This window comes from Paenibacillus sp. LS1, from assembly GCF_026013365.1.
Classification (GTDB): domain Bacteria; phylum Bacillota; class Bacilli; order Paenibacillales; family Paenibacillaceae; genus Paenibacillus.
Window position 1 is genome coordinate 1,385,488 of the sequence record NZ_JAPDOE010000001.1, and the last position, 22,550, is coordinate 1,408,037.

A 22,550-nucleotide genomic window follows, 5' to 3' on the forward strand; every position below is an offset into this window, starting at 1 on the left:
CAATCATTCTCCCCTTTACAGCAGACAGCATCGTTTTGTTCTAGTTTTTCCACAGCTCTCTAAACTTGGTTTCCATGGCGTTTGCCACATCTTCTGGTGTTGTTTTCTGTCCAGCAATAATTTCGGCAAACTTTGCCTGCATGACGTCCGATACTCCGGCTGGCCACATCTGGTTGCTGAAGTAGACGGAATTTCCAGTTTGTTGATAGTTGTCATTCACTTCCTTAAACAATTCATTTTCAAGTTCTACATCCTTATACACGCTGATGGAACTGTTGGCTTCCACAAATGCTTTGAACAGATCGGATTCACCATCGAACAGGTAGTTCAGTACTTCTTTGGCTGCATCCAGGTTTGCCGATTTGGCGTTCAAAGCGTATCCGGCAGATGTTGCAGCAGATACAAACACCGGCTGTTCCGGCTCGTTACCTGGCAATGAAGCGAATCCGCGGGTAAACTCGGCAGCGCCTTTGGACGTCATGGAGGCATAATCCCATGTTCCCGTAAAGGTCATTGCTGCTTTCCCGTCGATAAACAACTGCGCAGATTGGGCACTGCCAATGCCAAGCGAGTTTTTGACGACGTAGTTGTTATCATAGAGCTCTTTGTATTTAGAAATGGTTTGAATCCACTTTGGATCGGTCAGTGATTTTTCACCGTTCTGCAGTTTTACATCAAAATCCAGTTCATTTGGATACACGACATTGGCTGCGATCGGATACATACCGAATTGGATCATCCAAGGATCCTTGTCACCCATCGCAATTGGCGTTACGCCCGCTGCCTGCAACTTTTGGCATAAGTCCAGAAACGAAGGCCAATCCTTCGGAAACTCGGAATATCCAGCCTGTTGTAACAACTCCTTATTGTAGTACACGCCTAGGAAGTCCAGTCCTTCGGCCACACCGTAAGGTTTACCCTCATAGGACATATCTTCTTTCGCTCCTTGGCTGATGTTGTCCCAGAACTTCAAATCTGACAGATCTGCTGCAAAGCCAGCCTTTGCAAAATCAATGACACCGCCAGCCGCATTCTTCGGAAAAATCCAGAAAATGTCTGGTCCCTGTCCAGCCGCAAGCTTGGTTCGAACAGATGTATTGTATTGGTCATCAGGCAACTTTTGTACTTCCAAGTTAATGTTCGGGAACTTCTCTTTGACTAAGCGCGGCAAGGTCTCCAGCTCGAAATCCTCTCCCTCGGATGCCTTGTTTCCCGAAAGCATCATCGTCAACGTAATTGGCTTTTCTGACTCATCTGTACTCCCGTTATTGGTATCCGTACTGCTCCCCTCCTGGCTACTGGAGTTACATGCGCTCAGAAACATCATGAGGAGTACCAAAGTTAGGGACCACAGCCGTTTTCTTTTTTTCATCTTGTCATTCCCCCAATTCATGTTTATTCTTGCTTTGTGCACATTCTCATCATACGGTGGGCAAAAGTGCATTTGCTTTGGCTCGTATGGTGCACTATTTTTAGAATTGACAAATGGCGGGAGGAGCACGTATGATTCTGTTCAACATCAAAACTAAACTTTTTCTGGTCCTCGTCCTCGTATCGATCGTGCCAATTATCGTCGTTTCTGTCAGTTCCTATCGCAGTTACACGAAGCTGGTGAATGAGCAGACCTCTCTCGTGACGTCGACAACTATAGGCAATTCGGTCAAGAGCATGGAGGAAATTTTACAGAACATCGACCGGATCTCCGTCACACTCCTTCAGCAGTCTTCCAATGCAACCGCTTACAGTACTGTGAGTGACGAACTAATCAAGTTGAACGGTACTAACGACCAATATGAAATCTTCATGATTCGCAGCAAATTGAAATTGATCTTTGAAAATATTCTGCTTGGCTACAATTACATCAATGGTTTATACCTTTTCACACCAGATGGCAAATGGATAAGCTACGGCAGTAGCGGGACAGACCTACGTCTCGATTATGTCGCACTTCACGATGAGTGGTATCTGGATACGATCCAGCGTAAAGGCGATTTGTACATTGGTGAGGTTGGCGTCAAACCTTACATCATTAACGCCAAGGAGTCCATTGGCTTCTCCAGAGCCCTCTACGATCCCAACAACAACGAGTTCCTTGGCGTGTTTATGCTGGATTGCAGCATGAACATTTTTGACGGTCTGAAACGTAATCCTGCCCCAAGCTTATCCAATCTATATCTAGCGAACGACGCTGGCGAGATCCTGTACTCCACCGACGGAAGCAGAATTGGCACTCCTCTCTCCGATTCTCTGGCTGCGGCAACGCATCAAGTCGGCAACAGTTCACAGTACAAATCAATCCAAGATAACATGATGACGGTAATCCAAAAGGTTCCTGGCCGCAATTGGAACGTGATTGCCAACATCTCTATGGATCGGCTGTATGAGGAGTACAACATCTCGCAGAAGTTGCTGTTATACGTGGCCGTAAGCTGTGCCGTCATTTTCCTGCTACTTTCCTTTTTCTTGTCCAACCTGATTACCAAACCCATCATCGAATTGACCAAACTGATGCGCAAAACCAAATCTCATCGTTTTGTGACCATCAAGCCTCAAGTAACGAGGCAAGTCGACGAAATCGGAATCCTTTACCATGAGTTCAACAAAATGATGAAAGACATCGATACGCATATCCGAGAAAGTTACCAGAATAAAATCCTCATGCTGGACTCCCAGATGAAGGCATTGGAAGCACAGATCAACTCCCATTTCCTCTACAATACGCTGGAGTCGATTAATAGCATTGCTGAGATCGAAGAAGTCGAGAGTATTGTGGTGATGACCAAGTCACTTGGGGACATGTTCCGCTACAGCATCAAAACGGACAGCGAACTGGTCGCGGTCAGCGAAGAACTCCAGCATGTAGAAAACTACATGGCCATCCAGCAGATTCGGTACGGTGACAAGTTCGCGTTCAACCTGAATGTGGACCCGGAAATTCGGAGTCGTCGCATGCTGAAGCTTCTGTTGCAACCACTCGTGGAAAATGCCATCTATCACGGGTTGGAGAACAAACGTGGGAAGGGTTCAGTCACCATTACCGGTTTGTTTCAAGGGGACAGCATCGTGTTCGAGATCTGGGACGATGGCGTGGGCATGTCCTCAACACAAGCGGAAGAACTTCGACAATTGCTCCAGCAGCCACCTGAATTCGTCGCCGTTGGTCAAAGGCATAAACAAAGCATCGGCATCAAAAACGTGCATTCACGAATTGCTTTGTATTACGGAGAGGGTTACGGCCTTTCGTTTCATACCGATTTGAATACAGGAACTCGAATTACAATCGAAATTCCGGCCAATTGGGAAAAGAGGTGACCAAAGAGATGTATACGTATATCGTTGTGGACGATGAACCCTTGATCCGCAAAGGTTTGTTGAAAAAAATCGAAACTTTTGAACACTCGCTTGAACTTTTAGGCGAAGCAGATAACGGCGCAGACGCCTTGACTTTGATTGAATCGTTCAAGCCGGACATTATCTTTACAGACATGCGCATGCCTGAGGTCGACGGCAAGCTGTTGATCAGGACAGTATGCCAGCAATATCCGCGCATCAAGTTAATTGTCATTAGCGGACATACCGATTTTGATTATATGCAGGAGGCAATCTCTGCGAAAGTTGTAAATTACCTGCTGAAGCCTTTTAGCCGGGACGAGATCCACGGTACGCTTCACCAAGCCATCACTGCCATCGAAGAGGAGCGCTCTCTTCAGCGGGAAGTCGTTCTAAGAGCAGTAGAAACGGAGCAGATGAAAAGGGATGCAGACATGCAAGCCTTCCTGAATTGTGTGCTGGCTCCCCATTCATCCATTAAAACACCTGTGTTCCGCTCTGCGGAATTTTCCGCCATCATGGCATCTGACCAGTTCATTTTATTGACGATTTATGGTCCTCAACCGCTTACAGCACAGCTACTACCTACCTTTTCGAATGGCCTGTACATTCCTCATCCACAAACAGATCAGCTAATGTTTTTCTTGATGCATGATTGGGGTTGCTCAGGCCATCTGGATTTGCAGAAAATGGCGGTACAAACAGCGAGTATGATTTTGTCCAAATCCGAAACTACGGATTGTTGTGTGGGGATCAGTTTGCCGCATTCAGGCATTGGTGGGGTCCGAGAAGCTCACCATCAAACGATCCTTGCGTTGGACGAACGAGCCATTACCGATTTCGGCAAATGTTACGTATTTTCACGGGAGCAAATTCCTTTACATCAACTGAAGTGGGCTCGAACGTATGAACTGTTATTTTTTATAGAGAGCGGCAATGTGCCGAAGGTGGAGGAGCTCATCACCGATTTCTTTGCCTTCTACATACGACAGCCTGATGCCTTACTTGCCCACCTGAAAGAGCAGTGCAGAGATATTATTACGGAAACCAAACGGCTGCTGAATAACTATATCCAGAACGGAGGTAACAGTAGCGCCTCTTCCAGCTTGGAGGCTGTCCTGAACGTCTCATTCGATATGGAGTGCATTAGGCATTATATGGTAAAGGTGCTGACGGGAACAGCTCTTTTGCTTAAGGAAGAAAACCCCTACGCATCAGATCAAGTGATCGACAACGTCAGGACATATATCGATAATCACTATACCAAGGATTTAACGCTGGAATGGGTATCGTCCCTGTTCTACCTGAACCCGAGTTACCTCAGTCATTTATTTAAAGAAAAGACATCCGAAAACTTCACCGATTACGTAAACCGACTACGGATCAGGCAAGCCAAGCAGCTCTTAACGAGCACAGACGATAAAATCTACCGGGTTGCCAAACAGCTGGGTTACGACAATCCAAAATATTTTTTTCGGGTGTTTAAAAAATTGACCGGTTGGACCCCAGAGGAGTACCGAAAGCAACACAAATCCTTCACCGCAAACAACAAGGAACCAGGCCATGCATGATGGCCCAGTTCCTTGTTTTCGTTGTTGTGGTTCTTAGCGATCCAGCCGTTCTATTATCCGGTCATGCACACGGACAATGACAGTTGCAAGTTGTGCCCGTGTCAGGGTGCTCTGTGGTTGTAGCAGTTTATCCGGCGTACCTTGGAATATACCAAGCTGAATGGCTGTTGCCATGACTGCCCGGTTATTTGGTGTCAGCTGGGCCTGATCCTTAAAATCTTCCAGCCATGATTCAACCTCTGCTTCCGGCAATTTCGTATCCACTCCAGACAAGTTCAGCGCACGAACGAGCACCATTGCCATGTCCTCACGTGACATTGGGGCATTCGGCAGGTACTGCCCTTCTTCCATCAGGCCATAATCCTTAGCGGCTCGCAAAATCGGATCAAACCATTTCTCGTTTGCTGCCGCTCCCATCGGTTCAATTCCTAACGCATTCAAGGCAGCCATCAGCGTTTGGGCTGATGTTGTCGTTCCCTGGGGTTGCATGCGGCGTTCCGATACGCCATTGATCAACAGCAAGCTGTTTGCTTTGGCTATATCTTTGGCATACCAGGCCGAAGGCTTAACATCAACAAATTCGCGGAGCGAGTGAATCGCAATGTACGTTCCTCCTTGGTTTAGCAGTACTTTCCATACCTTGTTTCCGTTAGTGTCTTTGGTCAACACGCCAGGCACCGGCGTAAGTTGTCCTCCTTCCCCAACGTATGCGATTGTTGTGGAGTTTGCAGCTACGACATCGCTAACAGGCAGCGCTGAAATGACATACGTGTTCTGCTTATCTTTGATGGATACATTCCATGGATCGCCGATAACCCGGATGCCAGATGAACGGATACTTGCTGCCTTAGCTTGATCATCAACATCCCCCACTTGCACGGTCACGACTACAGAAACATTGCCCTCCGAATAAGTTTCGCCTTCAGTCTCGGACCCGGATGCTGGTGGCTTAACAGGAGTTCCAACACTACCCGATCCAGGCGTGCTTGGCGAATCAGGATTCGTTCCTGGATTTGTGCCTGGACTTTCTGGATTTGTTCCCGGCTCTTTCAACGTAAATGACAAACTGTCAATCCGAAGATCCGGTTCATGAAACACCAGATACAGATCATGTACACCGCTCACGGCAGCAGAAATATCCGCCTCTACGTCAACGTACCCTAATTCCTTGACCGTTACGTTAGCATTACTAATCTTGTAGGAGACAGGTTCTGTCATCGGTACGTTCCATACAGCAATCGGTGCGGTATCGAGCGCATCCGCATGCAACGAGATCGTGCCACCCTGCACATTAGATGCGACAGTTGCCTTAACCTTCTGCGCACCTGTCAGGTCAGCCTTAGGCAACGCGATCCACGATCCATTTTGTTTGGAACGAACTGCATAATAACCTCCAACAATCGCTTTGGCTTTTAATTGGGCTGCCGTGCGTTCCTTGGACACTTCGTGGTAAACGACTTCGTTCGAAGCAAACGCATGATCAAATACATTTATCGGCTGGGTAAGGGATAAGGTCGAGACCGCCTTCCCACCAATGCTTAATGCCTTTGATACTTGCACGTCTGCATCACCAGCTGAGGTTCCGATCATGAATTCATAACTGCCCTGTTCAACGATCCATTCGCTCTGATTCACATCCCATAATGCCAACGTTTGTGGATCGACCTGCAACAGGATTTCTTTTGTTTCACCAGGAGTGAGATGGATCTTCTCAAATGAAACCAGCTTCTTTTTAGGTGCATGTGCGCCGTATGCAGAGTTTCTGTTACGGGTGTACAGCTGCACAACCTCGGAAGTGGCTACGTCTCCGGTATTCGTTACGTGGACTGACACCGTGAATGGTTCATCTCCCGTTACAGAAGACGGTACGGTCAGGGAATCGTACGTAAAATCAGCATATGATAACCCGTAACCAAACGGATAGGTCACCGTGGCATCTGTATACATATAAGTCAACTCAGATTCAATGGGATCTGCATTCGTCATATCAACCGTAAATCGTGGGTCGATGTCTTCAAGGCCAGTAATGTTACCTTCTGGTATAACATATGAACTAATGGAAGGGAATGCATCCATCCCCGTATACCATGTGGACGTCAGGCGACCTGTCGGCGCGTAATCTCCATACAACACCTGGGCCAGAGCATACGAATCGTATTGACCGCCATATGGCTGGTAAACGATCGCCGAGACGTTAGGGTTGTTCTGAATTCGCTCCATGTTTACAGGGAAGCTCGATTTAACCACGACAACGGTTTTCTTACCCTGGGCTGCAAAGGCAGCAGATACTTTGTCGACCAGTTCATAATCAGCCTCGCCCATATCGAGGGTAGACCGGTCGTTACCTTCTCCTGCGCTATGACGTGGAATCGCTCCAACAAAGACGATAGCGTAATCGTCTTCTGTGGCTCTTGCTGCTGCCTCTTCGCCCACGCTCTTCACAACAGTCTTCTCAAACTTCGCCTCGTCCTGGCGATTGGCAGCATTATCCTTGCTTCCGAGTGGAGATGATGCTGTTACGAGCTTGCCAGCGTTATCTACCTTGATGAAGCGCCCGTTGGCGTAGTACCAGTTTGTAAAGTCACCAGAGAATCCTGTACGGTACCCGTTGGTAACAATAGACATTGAGCCATCCTCGTTCGTTTCCATTCGCAGCGTTGGCGGTATGGCACTCGTGTCACCCATCATCTCTGGAAGGCTCCAATCGTTGTTCGTCAGATTAAGACTGGTACGATCCGTATTGCCAACTGCTGCATGATTTGTAGCAGGGGAAGTCACCCAACGCTGGTTATACAGCGACAATAAACTTGAACCCGCCTGACCCCAATCGTATACTCGGAACAAGTGGGAGGATTCATTCTCATCTGGCGTATCCGCAGTTGTGATGAGCTGTGCCCCCTCCGTGCCTGCGTTTGGACTATACACGTCTGCTGTGACCGTTTGTTGATTCGCTTTAGAGGTTAGTGCAATGACTTCATTTCCTGGGGCATAGTTTACGTTACTGCTGCCATTCATTTTAATGATTGAGAGCAGTGGAGATTCACCGGAGTTTTCCAGCGCAGGTGTCGCGCCAACTGAATACGTCGTCTTGAAGCGTGCGTCGGCATACACCCCAGAAACAGCAGCGTCATTTCCTTTTTCCAGCGGAAGTGTGCCGTCATTTTTCAACAAAACAACGCTCTCCTGTGCCGCTTGAAGTGCTATTTCCTGATGGTTCACTTGGTTATAATCGGAAGGCGGAGACGTCCTGACGTCCCTTGCTTCCTGGGCAAAAGGATAGTTTTTCGGTATGCCCTGCTCATCAGTTTCATTAAAAATCCCCAAACGTACCAGCTGGTTTACATGTGGTCTGGCTGCTTCTATAAGCTCTTCCTCGGTAATTCCATATTCACCCTGCTCCACGAGCGCCACCAGATCGGTTACATCCGCAGGTGTCGTCCCTGACGGCCGACCCGCATTCGCTTGGGCGAGCGCCATGAGAACCGTTGCATGACCTCGGTCCACGGCATAGCGGTCGTCATATCCATTTCCGAGTTGGTTCGCGTTGGATACAATCGCATCTCCATTGAAATCGGGCGAGCTGTATACGCCATATTTCGCGTACAAATTGGCCAATAATTGTAGCGGGGAAAGGATGTTTGGAATCCCGTTTGTCCGCCCATAAGATGTCATTGTGCCCGCTAGCGCACCCGATTCAAATCCAGGGAGCGCCGCTCTGGTTTGGTACTCAAACAATGAACGCGCGCTTGCGCTGTTATTCGCTGTCTGCCTGAACCACTGTGCGTTATATACGGAATAATGCTTTGTACCCACCGCGGCCCTCATCCAAAATCCATCTTCGCTGGTGGGCTGACCAATTCCGCTAAGACCCGAAGCCATATTGTCGATCAAGACTCCAGCCATATTTGGATCTTCAGAGAACCCTTCATCGAAACGACCGCTAAGCGGATTGATACGCATATCACTGACAACACTGAACGCCACGCTGAGGGAAGGATCATTGCCCCCATGGATGTTGGATTCGCCCTGCTTGACCTTTAATTTGCTGATTTTCTCGTTCCCCATCACTTCACCAATATCGGATAAAAGCTCTTTGTTCCAGCTCTGTCCCATGCCGATCAGAGCAGGAAAATCGGTCGAGACACCCTGAACATTATCTGCAGCGGATAACGCGCCGGGAATGACCTTGCCCGCATGTTTCCCCTGCTTCAAGGTGTAATGGTTTCGCGAACCCGTCACATAAACGGCTGGACCTTCGAGGCCCGTGTATTCGAAATAGGTGTCTACGTATGCATCCAGATGCTCTGGCACGCCATCGAATAATGGCATCCCGTCAAAGACACCTCCCTGCTGAGTTTGGAACTTTAACGTACTTGTCGTAGATGCTGATAATGGCGTGGCTCCCCAGGACCCCCATGTCAGACTGACCACGGTGATGACGGCAATCACTTTACCGCCAATCTTCTGCTTGAAACCTCTAGTCAAAGTCAATGTTAACCCTCCTCTTTTTTGTAATCGCTTACAACATGATGCTTACTCATTATAGTTGGAGGAAGGGTACATTTTGTTTATGGGTTGAGGTACAGTATTTTTAGATATTACGATTATGTATCATTAAAGGATAAATATGGATTTACATTAAATATAAGCCTCATACTCCACCAATCACTGTACTAAGATGCTCGATTTAACCAACAAAACATACTCATTACAAACTTTTGTTTTTGCGGTAACACAAGCCAGGTCATGGGTCATTTCGATAACTACAACAAATATTCAACCGAGAAGTTGCCACAGACTTGTCCCTGGTTATAACGTCAAAAAGGGCGGTCCATGAGTCATCTTCCTGACTTATGGACCGCCCCACCCGCTAAAATTACTTCATAAACATTCGATGTAATTTGGTTTTGTAAAATATATCAATTTACACAACAACGGAGAGGACAGAAATAACCTAAAGAAGCGAAGCGTGCGCCTTTATCCCCGGATTTTACCCTTGGAAAGGGTCAATCAGAAAATCTGGGGATAACAGCGCTCGGAAGGTTATTCTGTCATCGTAGTGCCCCCGTGTAAACAACGCTCTTTACCCCACCCAACATTACATCGAATCCCTACCTAAACATCCCCCACAGCTTAATCAGATGAAACGTATTGTTTGGATCAATCTTCTGCGCGAGCACAAAAGCAACAAACTGCTCCTCCTGCGCTGTAGAGAAATTCTCATTCATAATGACTGCAGAAGACTTGACCAATCTTCTAACCTTGGCCTTATCTTGCAGATCAGACTTGGTCACGCCATCAATCAACTTTTTGATACGCTCTTTGACAGCGGGATTTTTCATCTTTAGTTTGATCCGCTCCACCAGCTGCGGACTGATTCCATATTGTTGGTAACCCAAAACGTACAGCACCTCCCAAAGAATAAACTCACTTCTTATTCATATGTCGGGAGGGCTTGTACACTTGTCTTTTTTTACAAAGGTAATACGAAAAACCAGTCGCCATAGCCAGACTTAGTCAATCAGATCACCCTTAAATACTTGCTGTTGCTGTAGGAAATCACGCAGAGGTGTATAGTCCACAGACGTCCAGAAATCCGCTTCCGCAATCAAATGGGATACGTCATCTCTGGCCTGTTCCAGCACAGCAAAATCAGCAACCATATCGGCAAGACGGAACTCGGGCAATCCGCTCTGTTTTGTACCAAAGAAATCACCCGGACCCCGGAGGTCCAGATCCCGACGCGATACCTCGAATCCATCCTCGGTTTCCGTCATGACCTTCATGCGCTCCTGTCCAACCTCCGTCTTGGGATCAGCAATGAGTACACAATAGGATGCATGGGCCCCACGACCAACTCGACCACGTAGCTGATGCAGCTGGGACAGACCGAAACGATCCGCATCCATAATGACCATTAACGTGGCATTCGGCACATCGACCCCAACCTCCACAACGGTGGTGGAGACGAGCAGCTGAATATCATTGCTATAGAAGTCACGCATCATCTCTTCTTTCTCCGCAGCCGTCATCCGTCCATGCAACAGACCTACACGATACTTCGGAAAGTTCTGCTGCATCTGCACATGCAGATCAATCGCGTTCTGCACATCCAGCTTCTCCGACTCTTCAATAAGTGGACAGATCAGATAGGCCTGACGGCCCTGATCCACTTCTCTGGAGATAAAACCGAGCACCCGTTCCATCATATCGTGCTTGACCCAATACGTGGAGATTGGAATCCGTCCTTTCGGTCGTTCTGAGATCGTGGATACCTCAATATCCCCAAAAGCCGTAATCGCAAGTGTCCGTGGAATTGGCGTAGCCGTCATCGTTAACACATCCGGATTATATCCTTTGCGTCGTAAAACGCTGCGCTGATTCACACCGAAGCGATGCTGCTCGTCCGTCACCACAAGACCCAGATCACGGAAGAAAACATCTTCCTGAATCAGGGCGTGTGTACCCACCACAATATCAATCATGCCCATTTGCAACGAGGCGATCAGATCTTTGCGTTTACGGCCATTTACACTGCCAGTTAACAGCCCTACGGTTACCCCAAACGGTTCAAACAGCTTTTGCAGTGAGCGCATATGCTGCTCCGCCAGAATCTCTGTAGGCACCATCAGAGCCCCTTGAAAACCGGAGCGAACAGTTGTATATAGCGCAATCGCCGCAATAACCGTTTTACCCGAGCCTACATCCCCCTGCAATAACCGGTTCATTGCATAGGGCGAACGCATATCGTGCAGAATTTCAAGCTCCACCTTTTTCTGAGCATCTGTCAGTTCAAAAGGTAAACTGCGTACAAACTCGCGAATCGTCGTATTATCCGTAGTATGTACCACACCATCCATGCGATTCCTGTTCAACGCACGATACGCCTGCATTTTCAACTGGAACAGAAACAGCTCTTCATACACCATCCGCTGTCTCGCCTGCTGACCTTCACGATTGTCCTGTGGACGATGAATTCCTGCAATCGCCTGTTTGCGTGGCATCAAACTGTATTTCTTCATCAACGATTGGGGCAGAATCTCGGGAATCATATCTCCGAATTGAACTAACCCCTGATTGATCGTTTTGCGCATCCATTGTTGCGTCAACTTGCCAGTTACCGAATATACAGGTTGCAGTGTGCCTGAACGCCCATCCCCTTTATCCGGGAACTCCGAGTCAGTCACCGTCATCTGCATACGCTTTTGTTCCCATTTGCCTGTAATTACAATCTCCCGATTGGGTGTAAGTTGTTCTTTGAGGAAATGGCGATTGAACCATGTTGCCGTAATCATCCACTCTTCCGTCATGATCTTACAGGTGAGGCGGGACTTTTTGCCGTATCGTTGTAATACAGGAATACCCATCACCTGTCCCTGGACCGTGATCTTGTCCCCATCCTTCACTTCACTAAGCGAACGCAGACGATAATCCTCATATCGGAACGGATAATATTCAAGCAGGTCTTTAACAGTAGAGATGCCAAAGGCGTGAAGCTCTCCCTCTTTGAGAGCACTCACGCCGTTAATTTGCTTAACTGATATTTCTTCCAATTTCATGTCTAATCCCTCATTCCGGAACAGGCCACATAAAGATCGCAATTACACCAGGTCCAACATGACTGCCTATTACGGCTCCAATATTGGTATAGATCACTTCATTCAGTGTAAAATGTCCACGCAGCTGCTCTGCACAAGCGATCGCTGATCCCGGGTCAGCGGTATGACCTACCGCCAGGTTCACCCGTTTGCCTGCGAGATCCTTCTGGAACAGCTCAATAATGCGTGCCATTGCTTTTTTATGACCTCTGACTTTCTCAACTGCGTAGATCACGCCTTCTTCATCAATAGACAGGATCGGCTTAATGTTAAGCAACGTTCCCAAGATGGCTGAAGCTTTGCCAATCCGACCGCCCTTTTGCAGATACTCAAGGGTATCCACGAGAAAGAACAATTTACGAGATTGTTGCATCCCTTCAATAGCGGCAGCGATTTCGACTGCCGACTTGCCCTGTTCGGCAAGTTCAGCAGCCTGTACTACCATCAGACCGTATCCATACGATGCTGACTTCGAATCCAACACGGTGATGTCACCCTCACGCTCCAGCAAAGACTTGCCAAGCATGGCCGATTGATAGGTACCACTCATGCCGGATGACAGGTGGATCGATACAATCGGACGTTCCGGGTTCTCATCAAGCAGTGCCTGATATACATTCATGAAATCCGTTGGAGATGGCTGTGAAGTTGTAGGCAACACAGAACCCTTCTTCAACTTTTCATAGAACTGTTCCGAAGTCAGATCAACGCCGTCTGCATACGTTTCTTCCCCGAATAGGACACGCAGCGGAACAATGTGAATCCCGTATTTGCGAATGAGTTCTTCGGGAATATCTGCCGTACTGTCCGTTACAATTGCAAGCTTGTGGCTCATGACTCTCCTCCTCTTCGCTAGAGTGCTATTAGGACTCCACGGAGAACAAGTAATAGTACACAGGCTGTCCTCCAAGATGTACCTCTACCTCAGCATCAGGATACTGTTCTTCAAGCCATGCAGCGAGGGCAGCGGTAACCTCAGGGTCAGCTTCTTCCCCTTCAAGGATCGTCACCACTTCATCTCCACTCTCCATCATCTGCTTGAGCAGACCTTGACATGCTTGAAGCATGGTTTCATCCGTCGCTACAATTTTGGAGTTATGAATACCGATATAGTGCCCCGCCTTAATATCCAGTTCATCATATTGCGTATCGCGAACCGCATGAGTCACTTGACCGGACTGCACCCGGCTGATGGCCTCCAACATCTGGTCACGGTTCGTTTCCGCAGACTCATCCTCCTGGAAAGCAAAAGCCGCAGCCATCCCCTGTGGAATGGTCTTGCTTGGAATAACCGTAATCCGGCGCTCATCTTCAAGCAATTCACGAGCCTGCTCGGCAGCCAGTACAATGTTAGAATTGTTCGGGAGTATGAATACCTGCTCCGCAGCAATGGAACGAACAGCTTTCACAAAATCCTCAGTACTTGGATTCATCGTCTGTCCACCAGACAGAACAACATCGACGCCAAGACTTTGGAAAATCTCTGCAATACCGTCACCGGAGGATACCGCAATAAAACCGTACGGTGCCATCTCATCCGCAGGGAGCACAGCCTCTTCCAGGCTGCGTGCTGCCTCAGGTGGAATCTCTGCAAACAATTCAGGTGAAGGAGCGATGTCCATGCCTGCTGTCAGCAGATCCCGGTGCTGTTCACGCATATTGAGAATATGAATCTGTGTGATTTCACCATATTGAAGTGCCAGGTTTAATACATCGCCTGGTGTCTTGGAATGGACATGAACTTTGATCACTTCATCATCGGCAATGATAATGATCGAATCCCCATTTACTGACAACGCTTTCCGGAATGCTTCGTCATCGAATGCCACTCCTGCGTTCTCTCCAAGCTCACGATTAATGAAGAATTCCATGTCATACAGGAATTCAATATCTTCCGTTTCCAATCTCGCCTGAGCGGACAACGGCATCTCCGGTGCAATCACCTGCTGCTGTGAAGGTTTCTTGACAACCACTTCTGCCGGTGCAGCCGGTTTCAAAGCAGATGCTGCCACGGATGGAGTTACTTCTTTCTTCAGAGAAGTACGATTCACTCCGTCACTTTGAAGCAATACTTCCATAAAACCCTCGTAGATATATACAAGCCCCTGACCACCTGAATCCACAACACCAACCTGTTTCAGTACAGGCAGTAATTCCGGAGTCATTGCCAGTGCTTCTTTTGCTTTTAACAAAACTTCATTCATTAATTCAGTAATATCATTCGTCCGTCTTGCGTAGTAATTGGCATGTTTAGCCGCTTCCTTGGCTACGGTAAGAATGGTCCCTTCAACGGGCTTTACGACAGCTTTGTAAGCTGCATCCACACCGTTCTGCAGGGCTGCTGCAAATTGGAGCGTATTCAGTTCCTCATAGGGAGCAGCTGAACGACTAAATCCACGGAACAATTGCGATAGAATAACTCCCGAATTTCCCCGTGCGCCCATAAGCAAGCCTTTCGATAAAATACCGGCAGCTTCGCCGATGGAGGCAGAACTTTTTCTTTTAATCTCTGCAACTCCTGCACTCATTGTCAAATTCATGTTCGTTCCCGTGTCACCATCTGGCACAGGGAAAACATTCAGGGAATTGACGTGCTCTGCATGCTGTCCAAGTTGTTCCGCTCCGGCAAGTACCATTGCGGTGAAATCTGTTCCATTTAAAGAACGTATACTCAAGTGAGAATTCCCCTTCCTAGCTTGATACACGAACACCTTGCACCAAGATGTGTCTGGTCTGTTCATGCGCTAACGCGGACTGCGTTATTCTTCGTCCATACCTTGTCCGGCACAGGCATACAATACATAATGTCAGCCGGATTAACGGTCTGGGCGGCCGGGCTACCAATATCCTGCACTCTCTGCACCCCTAACTTCGGGGCATACGGATATGCACCGGTATCAAGAGCCGGCATGAATGCCGCATGGAGACTGGTGCCAATGATGGAATGCCGCAGCTCACAGCGTTGCCAAAAAGCAGACCACCGACCTCTAAGTACGGTTTATTCTCCGACTTCCTCGCGGCAACAGCCTGTTCACCACTGTATTATGGACTATTCAACATTGTACTATATTAGACAGGAGAAATAAATAAAGTTTTTGGATCAGTTGACGAAGCTTTTTTGATTATGATATTATATTCAAGTATTGTTTTATGCAGGTTAAGTAATGGAAATGATCCGGTCATGCCGGCTTAAACAACACCATTAGCTACTGAAACCTGATCTTCTTGGTCAGGAAGAACAATTTAGTCCTTATGGAATGACTTCTCGTTTCTGAAGGCAACTGGTTATTTTAGGATAGGAGGTGTAATCTATGTCTCGCAAATGTTATGTGACAGGTAAGAAACCGGGCACCGGTAACCACGTATCCCACGCTAACAACCGTAACCGTCGTACTTGGGGCGTAAACGTTCAGAAGGTCCGCATTCTCGTTGACGGTAAACCAAAACGTGTATACGTAAGCACCCGTGCACTGAAAGCCGGTAAAGTGACTCGCGTATAATCACGCAAAGCTACTATAAATCGGGTAAGCAAAAAGCACCTTGTTCCTTGCAGGTGCTTTTTTGGTATTCAAAAAAGGGATTCTTGAATACGCTCATTAACATGTGAATGGCCGCCGCATGACGCTTCGCAGGTACGAATTCCAGATAAGCCTGAGCCAAAGCGGCGGTATTCCCTGTTACCTTATCAATCTGATCAGTTCTTTTGGAACGTATTAAGAATCGCCTTTACAAACCCTCCCAAAAACTTCGGCAGTTTGAATGTGTAAAATTTCATAATTCACCCTCCCCATCATGCTCATGCGTCCGCCGTATCCTATGCTTCAGGCCTTCTTTACCTCAAACACGACAAAAAAGGCTACATGAGAAACCTGCTCATGTAACCATATTTATGCGGAACCTTCGATCCCTATTCCACAATGACAAGCCCGAAGATCAGGTCATTTACGTTTGGGAAGGAATATATTGATAGGCAGCGATCATGAAAACACTCAGTAAATAATACAGTATGCCGAATATGACAAAAGTAACCCGATGTCCCGTACGATCAAATTTGCGGAAATACATAATAACAACGCCCACCCCGATTAATGACGTAATGGCATTATACGGGGATTGAATAACCGCAAACAAAGCAAGTACAAGTCCCGTCGCGAGACTCGCAGCCATCGTCCACAGCGTCTCCTTGAGGGTCATAGATCAGCCTCCGTAGCTACGACGGATTTCAGTAATCGCAGCAGCACGATCTTCACGGCCAAATACGGCACTTCCGGCAACAAGTACATCTGCTCCAGCTTCCACTACAAGCGGGGCTGTATCGGCAGCAATTCCGCCATCTACTTCGATATGTACATCATGGCGTCCCTTTTCGTTCAACCAGGTACGAATCTGCTTGATTTTGTTCATGGTACCCGAGATGAATGCCTGTCCGCCAAAGCCAGGATTTACAGTCATGACAAGAACCATATCCACATCATCCAGAACTTCGAGAATGGCTGACGCTGGCGTTCCCGGATTAAGGGCAACCCCTGCCTTCACTCCCTGCTCCTTGATCAGATGAATAACCCGGTGCAGATGCACACAAGCCTCAGCATGAACAGTAATTACCGCTGCTCCTGCTTTGGCAAATTCCTCAACATAACGTTCTGGATTCTCAATCATCAAGTGCACATCGAGCGGCAAACTTGTATGTGGAGCGATCGCCTTCACAATCGCAGGTCCAAGCGTAATATTAGGGACGAAATGACCGTCCATAACGTCAACATGAATCCAGTCTCCTCCTGCAGCCTGGGCTTCTGCAACTTCAGCACCAAGTCGGGCAAAATCAGCTGATAATATCGATGGGGCAATTTTAATCATGTTAATACCTCCGCTTCTTATCTTTCATTTCGGTCAGGAACAGCACATAGTGCTGATATCGGCTTTCGGAGATCAGACCTTCCTCCTTCGCCGCAAGCACACGACAGCCTGGTTCATGTGTATGGGTACAACCACGGAATTTGCACTGATCTGCAAACTGGGCAAATTCCCGGAAACAAGTGGAGAGTTCCTCCACACCGATCTCCAGAAAGTCCAGTTGGCTGAATCCTGGCGTATCCGCAACAAAACCACCATTATCCAACGGAATAAGCTCCACGTGCCTGGTGGTGTGTTTCCCTCGTCCTAGACGCATGCTGATCGCATTGGTCTCCAGCGTCAGGCCCGGCATCAATGCATTTAACATCGAAGACTTGCCTACACCGGATTGTCCGGAGAATACGCTGATCTTACCAGCCAGACGGTCTCTGAGCAATTCACTGCCTTCACCGGTACGTGAACTTGTGGAGATCACTTCATAACCAACCTGTTCATACAATGCTTTCACTTCAGCAACAGTGTCTTTGGATGGATCAGCCAAATCCAGTTTGGTCAACACAATGAGTGCATCCAGCCCCGCCTGCTCGATGTGAACAAGGAACTTGTCCAACAGGTTCAGGTTCATATCCGGTTCCTTCACAGAGAACACGAGAACAGCCAAACTTACATTGGCTACAGGAGGACGGATAAGTTCCGTCTCACGCTTCCGAATTTCATCAACCGTTCCTTCTCCGTTCTCAGTCAACATGTAGCTGACGCGATCACCTACAAGCGGTGATGTTCCCCGTTTTCTGAAAATACCTCTGGCTCGACATTGAACGGCGGAACCTTCAACCGAAGGAACCCCGTTGTTTTCCACTGGCATGACATAATAGTAACCGCTTAGCGCTTTAACGATGATACCTTCTGGCATAGCTCCGACGCCCTCCTTTAGATGATGGTACATTTAATGCAGACGCCAGCATAAGCCGCCCTTATGGACGGCTTGATGCGTTAATGACTTCCTTTTTCTTCTCTTTTTCCTTGCCGTGCCCTTTACCATTATTCATGGCTGAAGTGTCTTCATCTCCGCTGTCACCCTCACCGTCTGCCGGTGTGGACTCAGGCTCACCTTCCTGATTGGGATCAACACTGCCCTCATCTACGCTGCCTTCACCTGGATCAGGCTCATTTTCTGGCGGCGTCTGTGTGCTTTGTTCCGGGTCAATGGAAGGTACATTCACTGTTCCGTTTTTGGCTTCACTGTAGGAGACAAGATACGTATCCAGGAACTGTCCATCACGATATACGGACACAGCACCATTTTCATTTGGAGCCAGCACAAGCGGAATGGTCAAGGTCTGGGTTGAGTTCACAGTACGAGTTCCCCATTCCTGATTTTTGCCGCGGGCGTCTTCATACGTGATACGGATTTTACTGTTTTTGCCCTCTTCTTTGGGTGAAACATTGATATTAAAAGGATACTGCAGCGCTTCAGGCGGATATCCTGTACTGATAAAGATTGTAATCTTATCGCCAGGACTCACCTCTGCGCCCGCTTCCACAGGCCATTGCTGCGTCACTTTGCCCTGGTCCACCGTATAACTCGATTCTTCCTGTACCTGCGCAAGCACAAGTCCAACAGATTTCAGTTTTTCTTCGGCTTCACTGCGGGTATGGTTTTTCAGATCAGGCATTTTGACCGTTTCGGTACCTTTACTTACGGTTAACTCAATCTGAACTATCTCAGGATCGAATTCCTCATTGACGCCAGGTGTCTGGGAAATAACAGTACCTGAAGCCACATCATTGGAGAACTCATCTTTCCGCTGAATCTGATCTTCCTTAATGCCAAGCGCAGTTAGTTGTTTGACAGCCTCATCATAAGGATCTTGCTTGACATCAATCATCTTCACCAGTTCTTTTTCAGCACCAACACTGATCTGGACCTCGGAACCTTCTTTGACGACATCGCCTTCTTTTCTGCTCTGGTCAAAGACTATGCCGGGTTCGACATCTTCCTTATACAGACGGATGACCTCATCACTGACGACGAGTCCTTTCTCCTCAAGCATTTCCCGCGCCTTTTCTTCCGTCTGGGTGATCACATTAGGTACGGTAACTTCAGGCACAACCAGCATACCCTTGACATACCATACAACGCCCACCATGGCGATTAGAATAAGAACGGTTAATGAAATGAGTAATGTTGGCTTCTTCCAGCTCTTAGCTTTCGCCTTACCCTTGCCAGTTTCTTCGTCAGATTCCATCACAGGTACTGCACCCGTCGATGTAACTCCGCGCGGTTCAGGCTTGATGGCTGGCATAACGCGAGTCTGGTCTATATCATCCTCATCCGGAAAATCAATCTTCGTTTCATTGCGTCTCTCCGGCATCAGGCAAGTTTCCAGATCGGTCTGCATCTCTTTGGCCGACTGATAACGTTCCTGCGGATTTTTACGCATGGATTTTAAGATGACATTTTCCACACTTTGCGGAATCAATGGATTGAATTTGCGTGGTTCATCGAACTCTTCCTGCAAATGCTTCAATGCCACACTGATTGGACTTTCACCCAAAAACGGAAGTTGCCCAGTCAGCATTTGGTAGAGTACGATCCCAAGAGAATATAAGTCCGATTTTTCACCAGTAACGATGCCTTTGGCATGCTCCGGTGAGAAATAATGTACAGAACCGACTACCGAACCCGTCTGCGTAATCGTTGTAGATGTAACGGCACGAGCGATCCCGAAATCCGTTACCTTCACGCGGCCATTCCGGCCAATTAATATATTATGGGGTTTGATATCCCGATGAATGATTTGATTATGATGTGCATGATCAAGAGCATCTGCAATCTGAGAAGCAATTCGCACCGATTCGTCCACCTGTAGAGGCGCACGCTCTTTAATAATTTCATTCAGGTTTTTGCCTTCCACATACTCCATGACAATATAATGAACGTCATCTTCCTGCCCCACGTCGTATATACTGACTACATTCGGATGAGACAGTGATGCTGCCGATTGTGCTTCCCTGCGGAAACGGCGAATAAACTCCTCGTCATGCACAAACTGTTGTCTAAGGACTTTGATCGCTACATTCCGGTTTAGCAGAAGATCCTGGGCTTTATACACGAGAGCCATGCCGCCACCGCCGACACGCTCAATCACTTCATAGCGTCCGCCTAGCTGATGCCCAATCATGACTCACACCCCGTTTCCGTATCCAGGGAACCTTCCTTCTGCAACTCGAACAAGGCAACCGTGATGTTGTCGTCTCCCCCAGCAAGTAAAGCCAACTGAAGCAGTCGGTCTGCACGATCTTCCAATGCCAGTTCCAGATTGCCGGCAACCTGAATAATCTGCTCATTGCTGACCAGGTTACTGAGACCATCACTGCACAGGAGAAGAACTTCGCCTTCCTCCAGCTTGACGGTATCCAGATCCACCTTCACCTCGGCATCTGTTCCAAGCGCACGAGTTAACACGTTGCGACGTGGATGATGGGACACATCCTCTTTGCTGATCTGGCCATTTTTGAACAATTCATTCACCAGTGTATGGTCCTCGGTCAATTGGATCACAGCTTTGTTCGCAATTTTGTAGGCTCTGCTATCACCGATGTGTCCAATAACACCTTCCGTATCGTTCAATAAAGCCGCAACCACCGTTGTTCCCATGTTGTGATACTTGTCATCTGTGGATGCTGTGCGGAAAATAACTTCGTTGGCATGCAAAATAGCATCGCTGAGAGCTGCAGACAGAGACGCATGTGACAGACCTGGTTCCAGCGTTCCCAGATCGTGCACCAACGTCTCCACTGCCAAGCGGCTTGCCGTATCACCTGCAAGATGTCCACCCATGCCATCGGCAACAATACCCAGAATATATCCTGTATCGAGATTACGAATCCAGGCTGAATCCTCATTCACCGAACGCACTCGTCCGATATGGCTCACATGAACTGTTTTGATCAAAACGTTCTCACCTCAACTCCATATGCTTTGCACGAAGCTGACCGCAAGCGGCAGCAATATCATGTCCCTGTTCACGACGAATGGTTACATTAACACCCTGTTCCGAGAGAATCTTTTGAAAATTAAAAATGTCGCTTCTGGATGTTCTTACATATTTGCGCTCAGGAACATGGTTAACCGGAATCAGATTCACGTGGCACAACATGTTCTTAAGCACGCTTGCCAGTTCTGCTGCATGCTCTGGCTGATCGTTTACCCCACCAATGAGTGCATACTCAAACGTAATTCTCCGACCTGTTTTGGCCAGATAATAACGAAGGGACTCCATCACGTCTTCGAAAGGAAAACGACGGTTAACCGGCATCAATTTCGAACGCAGTGCATCATTTGGTGCATGGATCGAAATGGCGAGGTTAATCTGTGTATCTTCATCTGCAAACTTGTAGATATTTGGAACAATTCCGCTCGTAGATACCGTGATGTGACGCTGACCGATATTCAGTCCTTTTTCATGAATCATAATGCGCAGGAAAGTCATCGTTGCTTCATAGTTTTCGAACGGTTCACCCGAACCCATGATTACGATGCTGCTTACACGCTCGCCGCGTTCATCGAGAATTTTCTGAGCCTGCACAACCTGGGCAACAATCTCCCCTGCCGTAAGGTTACGCTTGAGTCCACCCAATGTGGATGCACAGAACGTACAACCAATGCGACATCCAACCTGTGTGGTTACACAGATGCTGTTTCCGTAGTTGTGTTTCATGATTACTGTCTCAATGGCATGATCATCATGAAGACCAAAGAGGAATTTAACCGTTCCATCCTTGGATTCAAACTTGGTAATCTCCTTCAGCGTTACAAATTCAAATTGCTCTGTCAGTTTTTCACGCAATGGCTTGGACAGATTGGTCATTTCACTGAAATCATTCACGCGTTTTACATAAATCCAGTCAAAGATTTGGCCACCGCGAAACGCCGGCTCCCCATTCTCCACAGCCCATTGCTGCAGTTGTTCCAGAGAATAATCATATATAAAAGGTTTCATTTTGTTGTCAACACCTATTCCTTCTTTTCTTTTCGTTGGCTTCCTTCTTTTCGTTCCATTCGTCCTATTCTATCACAAAGACCACGTTACATCCATGTATACCCCTGATATCTGTACTTCATGCATTATAACATCTCAATGCGACCATCGCACCCTGTCATCACATTCTCTGACAATTATAATCGAAGTCC

General features: G+C 47.6%; 16 protein-coding genes. 3 read left to right on the forward strand and 13 right to left on the reverse strand.

Translation table 11 applies throughout. The features are described 5' to 3' along the window. Window positions 1–40 precede the first annotated feature (40 nt). Window positions 41–1,372, reverse strand: a complete 1,332-nt coding sequence (locus OM416_RS05960; RefSeq protein ID WP_264927879.1) for an ABC transporter substrate-binding protein — start codon at window positions 1,370–1,372, stop codon at window positions 41–43. A 131-nt stretch (window positions 1,373–1,503) separates the two neighbouring features. Between OM416_RS05960 and OM416_RS05965 the strand changes: the two genes are divergently transcribed. Then, the gene (locus tag OM416_RS05965; RefSeq protein WP_264927881.1) at window positions 1,504–3,312 is read left to right on the forward strand and encodes a sensor histidine kinase; all 1,809 of its coding nucleotides are present in this window, start codon (window positions 1,504–1,506) and stop codon (window positions 3,310–3,312) included. An 8-nt stretch (window positions 3,313–3,320) separates the two neighbouring features. After that, window positions 3,321–4,901: a response regulator transcription factor gene (locus OM416_RS05970; RefSeq protein WP_264927883.1), complete on the forward strand. Its 1,581-nt coding sequence runs from the start codon at window positions 3,321–3,323 to the stop codon at window positions 4,899–4,901. Between the two features lie 33 nt (window positions 4,902–4,934). On the opposite strand, the gene OM416_RS05975 is transcribed toward OM416_RS05970, so the two are convergent. From OM416_RS05975 to OM416_RS05995, 5 genes are all read right to left on the reverse strand, one after another. Further along, window positions 4,935–9,392, reverse strand: a complete 4,458-nt coding sequence (locus OM416_RS05975; protein WP_264927885.1) for a glycoside hydrolase family 3 C-terminal domain-containing protein — start codon at window positions 9,390–9,392, stop codon at window positions 4,935–4,937. Window positions 9,393–10,012: 620 nt separating this feature from the next. Next, entirely contained in the window at window positions 10,013–10,300 is a 288-nt protein-coding gene (locus OM416_RS05980) for a stage VI sporulation protein F (RefSeq protein WP_062835347.1), read from the reverse strand. 114 nt (window positions 10,301–10,414) lie between these two features. Beyond that, a complete protein-coding gene (recG, locus tag OM416_RS05985) occupies window positions 10,415–12,460 on the reverse strand; it encodes an ATP-dependent DNA helicase RecG (protein WP_264927887.1) in 2,046 nt (681 codons plus the stop codon). Window positions 12,461–12,470: 10 nt separating this feature from the next. Continuing rightward, window positions 12,471–13,334 (reverse strand): DegV family protein, encoded by an 864-nt coding sequence (locus OM416_RS05990; protein WP_264927889.1) that lies wholly within the window; start codon window positions 13,332–13,334, stop codon window positions 12,471–12,473. Window positions 13,335–13,362: 28 nt separating this feature from the next. Beyond that, window positions 13,363–15,174: a DAK2 domain-containing protein gene (locus tag OM416_RS05995; RefSeq protein ID WP_264927891.1), complete on the reverse strand. Its 1,812-nt coding sequence runs from the start codon at window positions 15,172–15,174 to the stop codon at window positions 13,363–13,365. 636 nt (window positions 15,175–15,810) lie between these two features. On the opposite strand from OM416_RS05995, the gene rpmB reads away from it, so the two are divergent. After that, window positions 15,811–15,999, forward strand: a complete 189-nt coding sequence (rpmB, locus tag OM416_RS06000; protein WP_017687459.1) for a 50S ribosomal protein L28 — start codon at window positions 15,811–15,813, stop codon at window positions 15,997–15,999. Between the two features lie 194 nt (window positions 16,000–16,193). Here rpmB and spoVM read toward each other — a convergent pair whose 3' ends face one another. From spoVM to rlmN, 7 genes are all read right to left on the reverse strand, one after another. Next, window positions 16,194–16,274 (reverse strand): stage V sporulation protein SpoVM, encoded by an 81-nt coding sequence (gene spoVM, locus OM416_RS06005; RefSeq protein WP_019424875.1) that lies wholly within the window; start codon window positions 16,272–16,274, stop codon window positions 16,194–16,196. A 167-nt stretch (window positions 16,275–16,441) separates the two neighbouring features. After that, complete coding sequence (locus OM416_RS06010) at window positions 16,442–16,693, reverse strand: hypothetical protein (protein ID WP_264927896.1); 252 nt, start codon at window positions 16,691–16,693, stop codon at window positions 16,442–16,444. A gap of 3 nt (window positions 16,694–16,696) precedes the next feature. Further along, entirely contained in the window at window positions 16,697–17,356 is a 660-nt protein-coding gene (gene rpe, locus OM416_RS06015; protein ID WP_017687456.1) for a ribulose-phosphate 3-epimerase, read from the reverse strand. Window position 17,357: 1 nt separating this feature from the next. Next, complete coding sequence (gene rsgA, locus OM416_RS06020; RefSeq protein WP_264927899.1) at window positions 17,358–18,266, reverse strand: ribosome small subunit-dependent GTPase A; 909 nt, start codon at window positions 18,264–18,266, stop codon at window positions 17,358–17,360. Between the two features lie 61 nt (window positions 18,267–18,327). After that, window positions 18,328–20,538, reverse strand: coding sequence for a Stk1 family PASTA domain-containing Ser/Thr kinase (gene pknB, locus OM416_RS06025; protein WP_264927901.1), 2,211 nt, complete (start codon window positions 20,536–20,538; stop codon window positions 18,328–18,330). After that, window positions 20,535–21,311 (reverse strand): Stp1/IreP family PP2C-type Ser/Thr phosphatase, encoded by a 777-nt coding sequence (locus OM416_RS06030; RefSeq protein WP_264927903.1) that lies wholly within the window; start codon window positions 21,309–21,311, stop codon window positions 20,535–20,537. Before OM416_RS06030 ends, pknB begins: the two co-directional genes overlap by 4 nt. Before the next feature lie 7 nt (window positions 21,312–21,318). Continuing rightward, window positions 21,319–22,359, reverse strand: a complete 1,041-nt coding sequence (gene rlmN / locus OM416_RS06035; RefSeq protein WP_036614609.1) for a 23S rRNA (adenine(2503)-C(2))-methyltransferase RlmN — start codon at window positions 22,357–22,359, stop codon at window positions 21,319–21,321. Between the last annotated feature and the right edge of the window lie 191 nt (window positions 22,360–22,550).

Coding starts and splice junctions, on each gene's coding strand:
- OM416_RS05960 (WP_264927879.1), bottom strand. CDS start 1,372: ATGAAAAAAAGAAAACGGCTGTGGTCCCTAACTTTGGTACTCCTCATG.
- OM416_RS05965 (WP_264927881.1), top strand. CDS start 1,504: ATGATTCTGTTCAACATCAAAACTAAACTTTTTCTGGTCCTCGTCCTC.
- OM416_RS05970 (WP_264927883.1), top strand. CDS start 3,321: ATGTATACGTATATCGTTGTGGACGATGAACCCTTGATCCGCAAAGGT.
- recG (WP_264927887.1), bottom strand. CDS start 12,460: ATGAAATTGGAAGAAATATCAGTTAAGCAAATTAACGGCGTGAGTGCT.
- OM416_RS05990 (WP_264927889.1), bottom strand. CDS start 13,334: ATGAGCCACAAGCTTGCAATTGTAACGGACAGTACGGCAGATATTCCC.
- rpmB (WP_017687459.1), top strand. CDS start 15,811: ATGTCTCGCAAATGTTATGTGACAGGTAAGAAACCGGGCACCGGTAAC.
- spoVM (WP_019424875.1), bottom strand. CDS start 16,274: ATGAAATTTTACACATTCAAACTGCCGAAGTTTTTGGGAGGGTTTGTA.
- OM416_RS06010 (WP_264927896.1), bottom strand. CDS start 16,693: ATGACCCTCAAGGAGACGCTGTGGACGATGGCTGCGAGTCTCGCGACG.
- rpe (WP_017687456.1), bottom strand. CDS start 17,356: ATGATTAAAATTGCCCCATCGATATTATCAGCTGATTTTGCCCGACTT.
- rsgA (WP_264927899.1), bottom strand. CDS start 18,266: ATGCCAGAAGGTATCATCGTTAAAGCGCTAAGCGGTTACTATTATGTC.
- pknB (WP_264927901.1), bottom strand. CDS start 20,538: ATGATTGGGCATCAGCTAGGCGGACGCTATGAAGTGATTGAGCGTGTC.
- rlmN (WP_036614609.1), bottom strand. CDS start 22,359: ATGAAACCTTTTATATATGATTATTCTCTGGAACAACTGCAGCAATGG.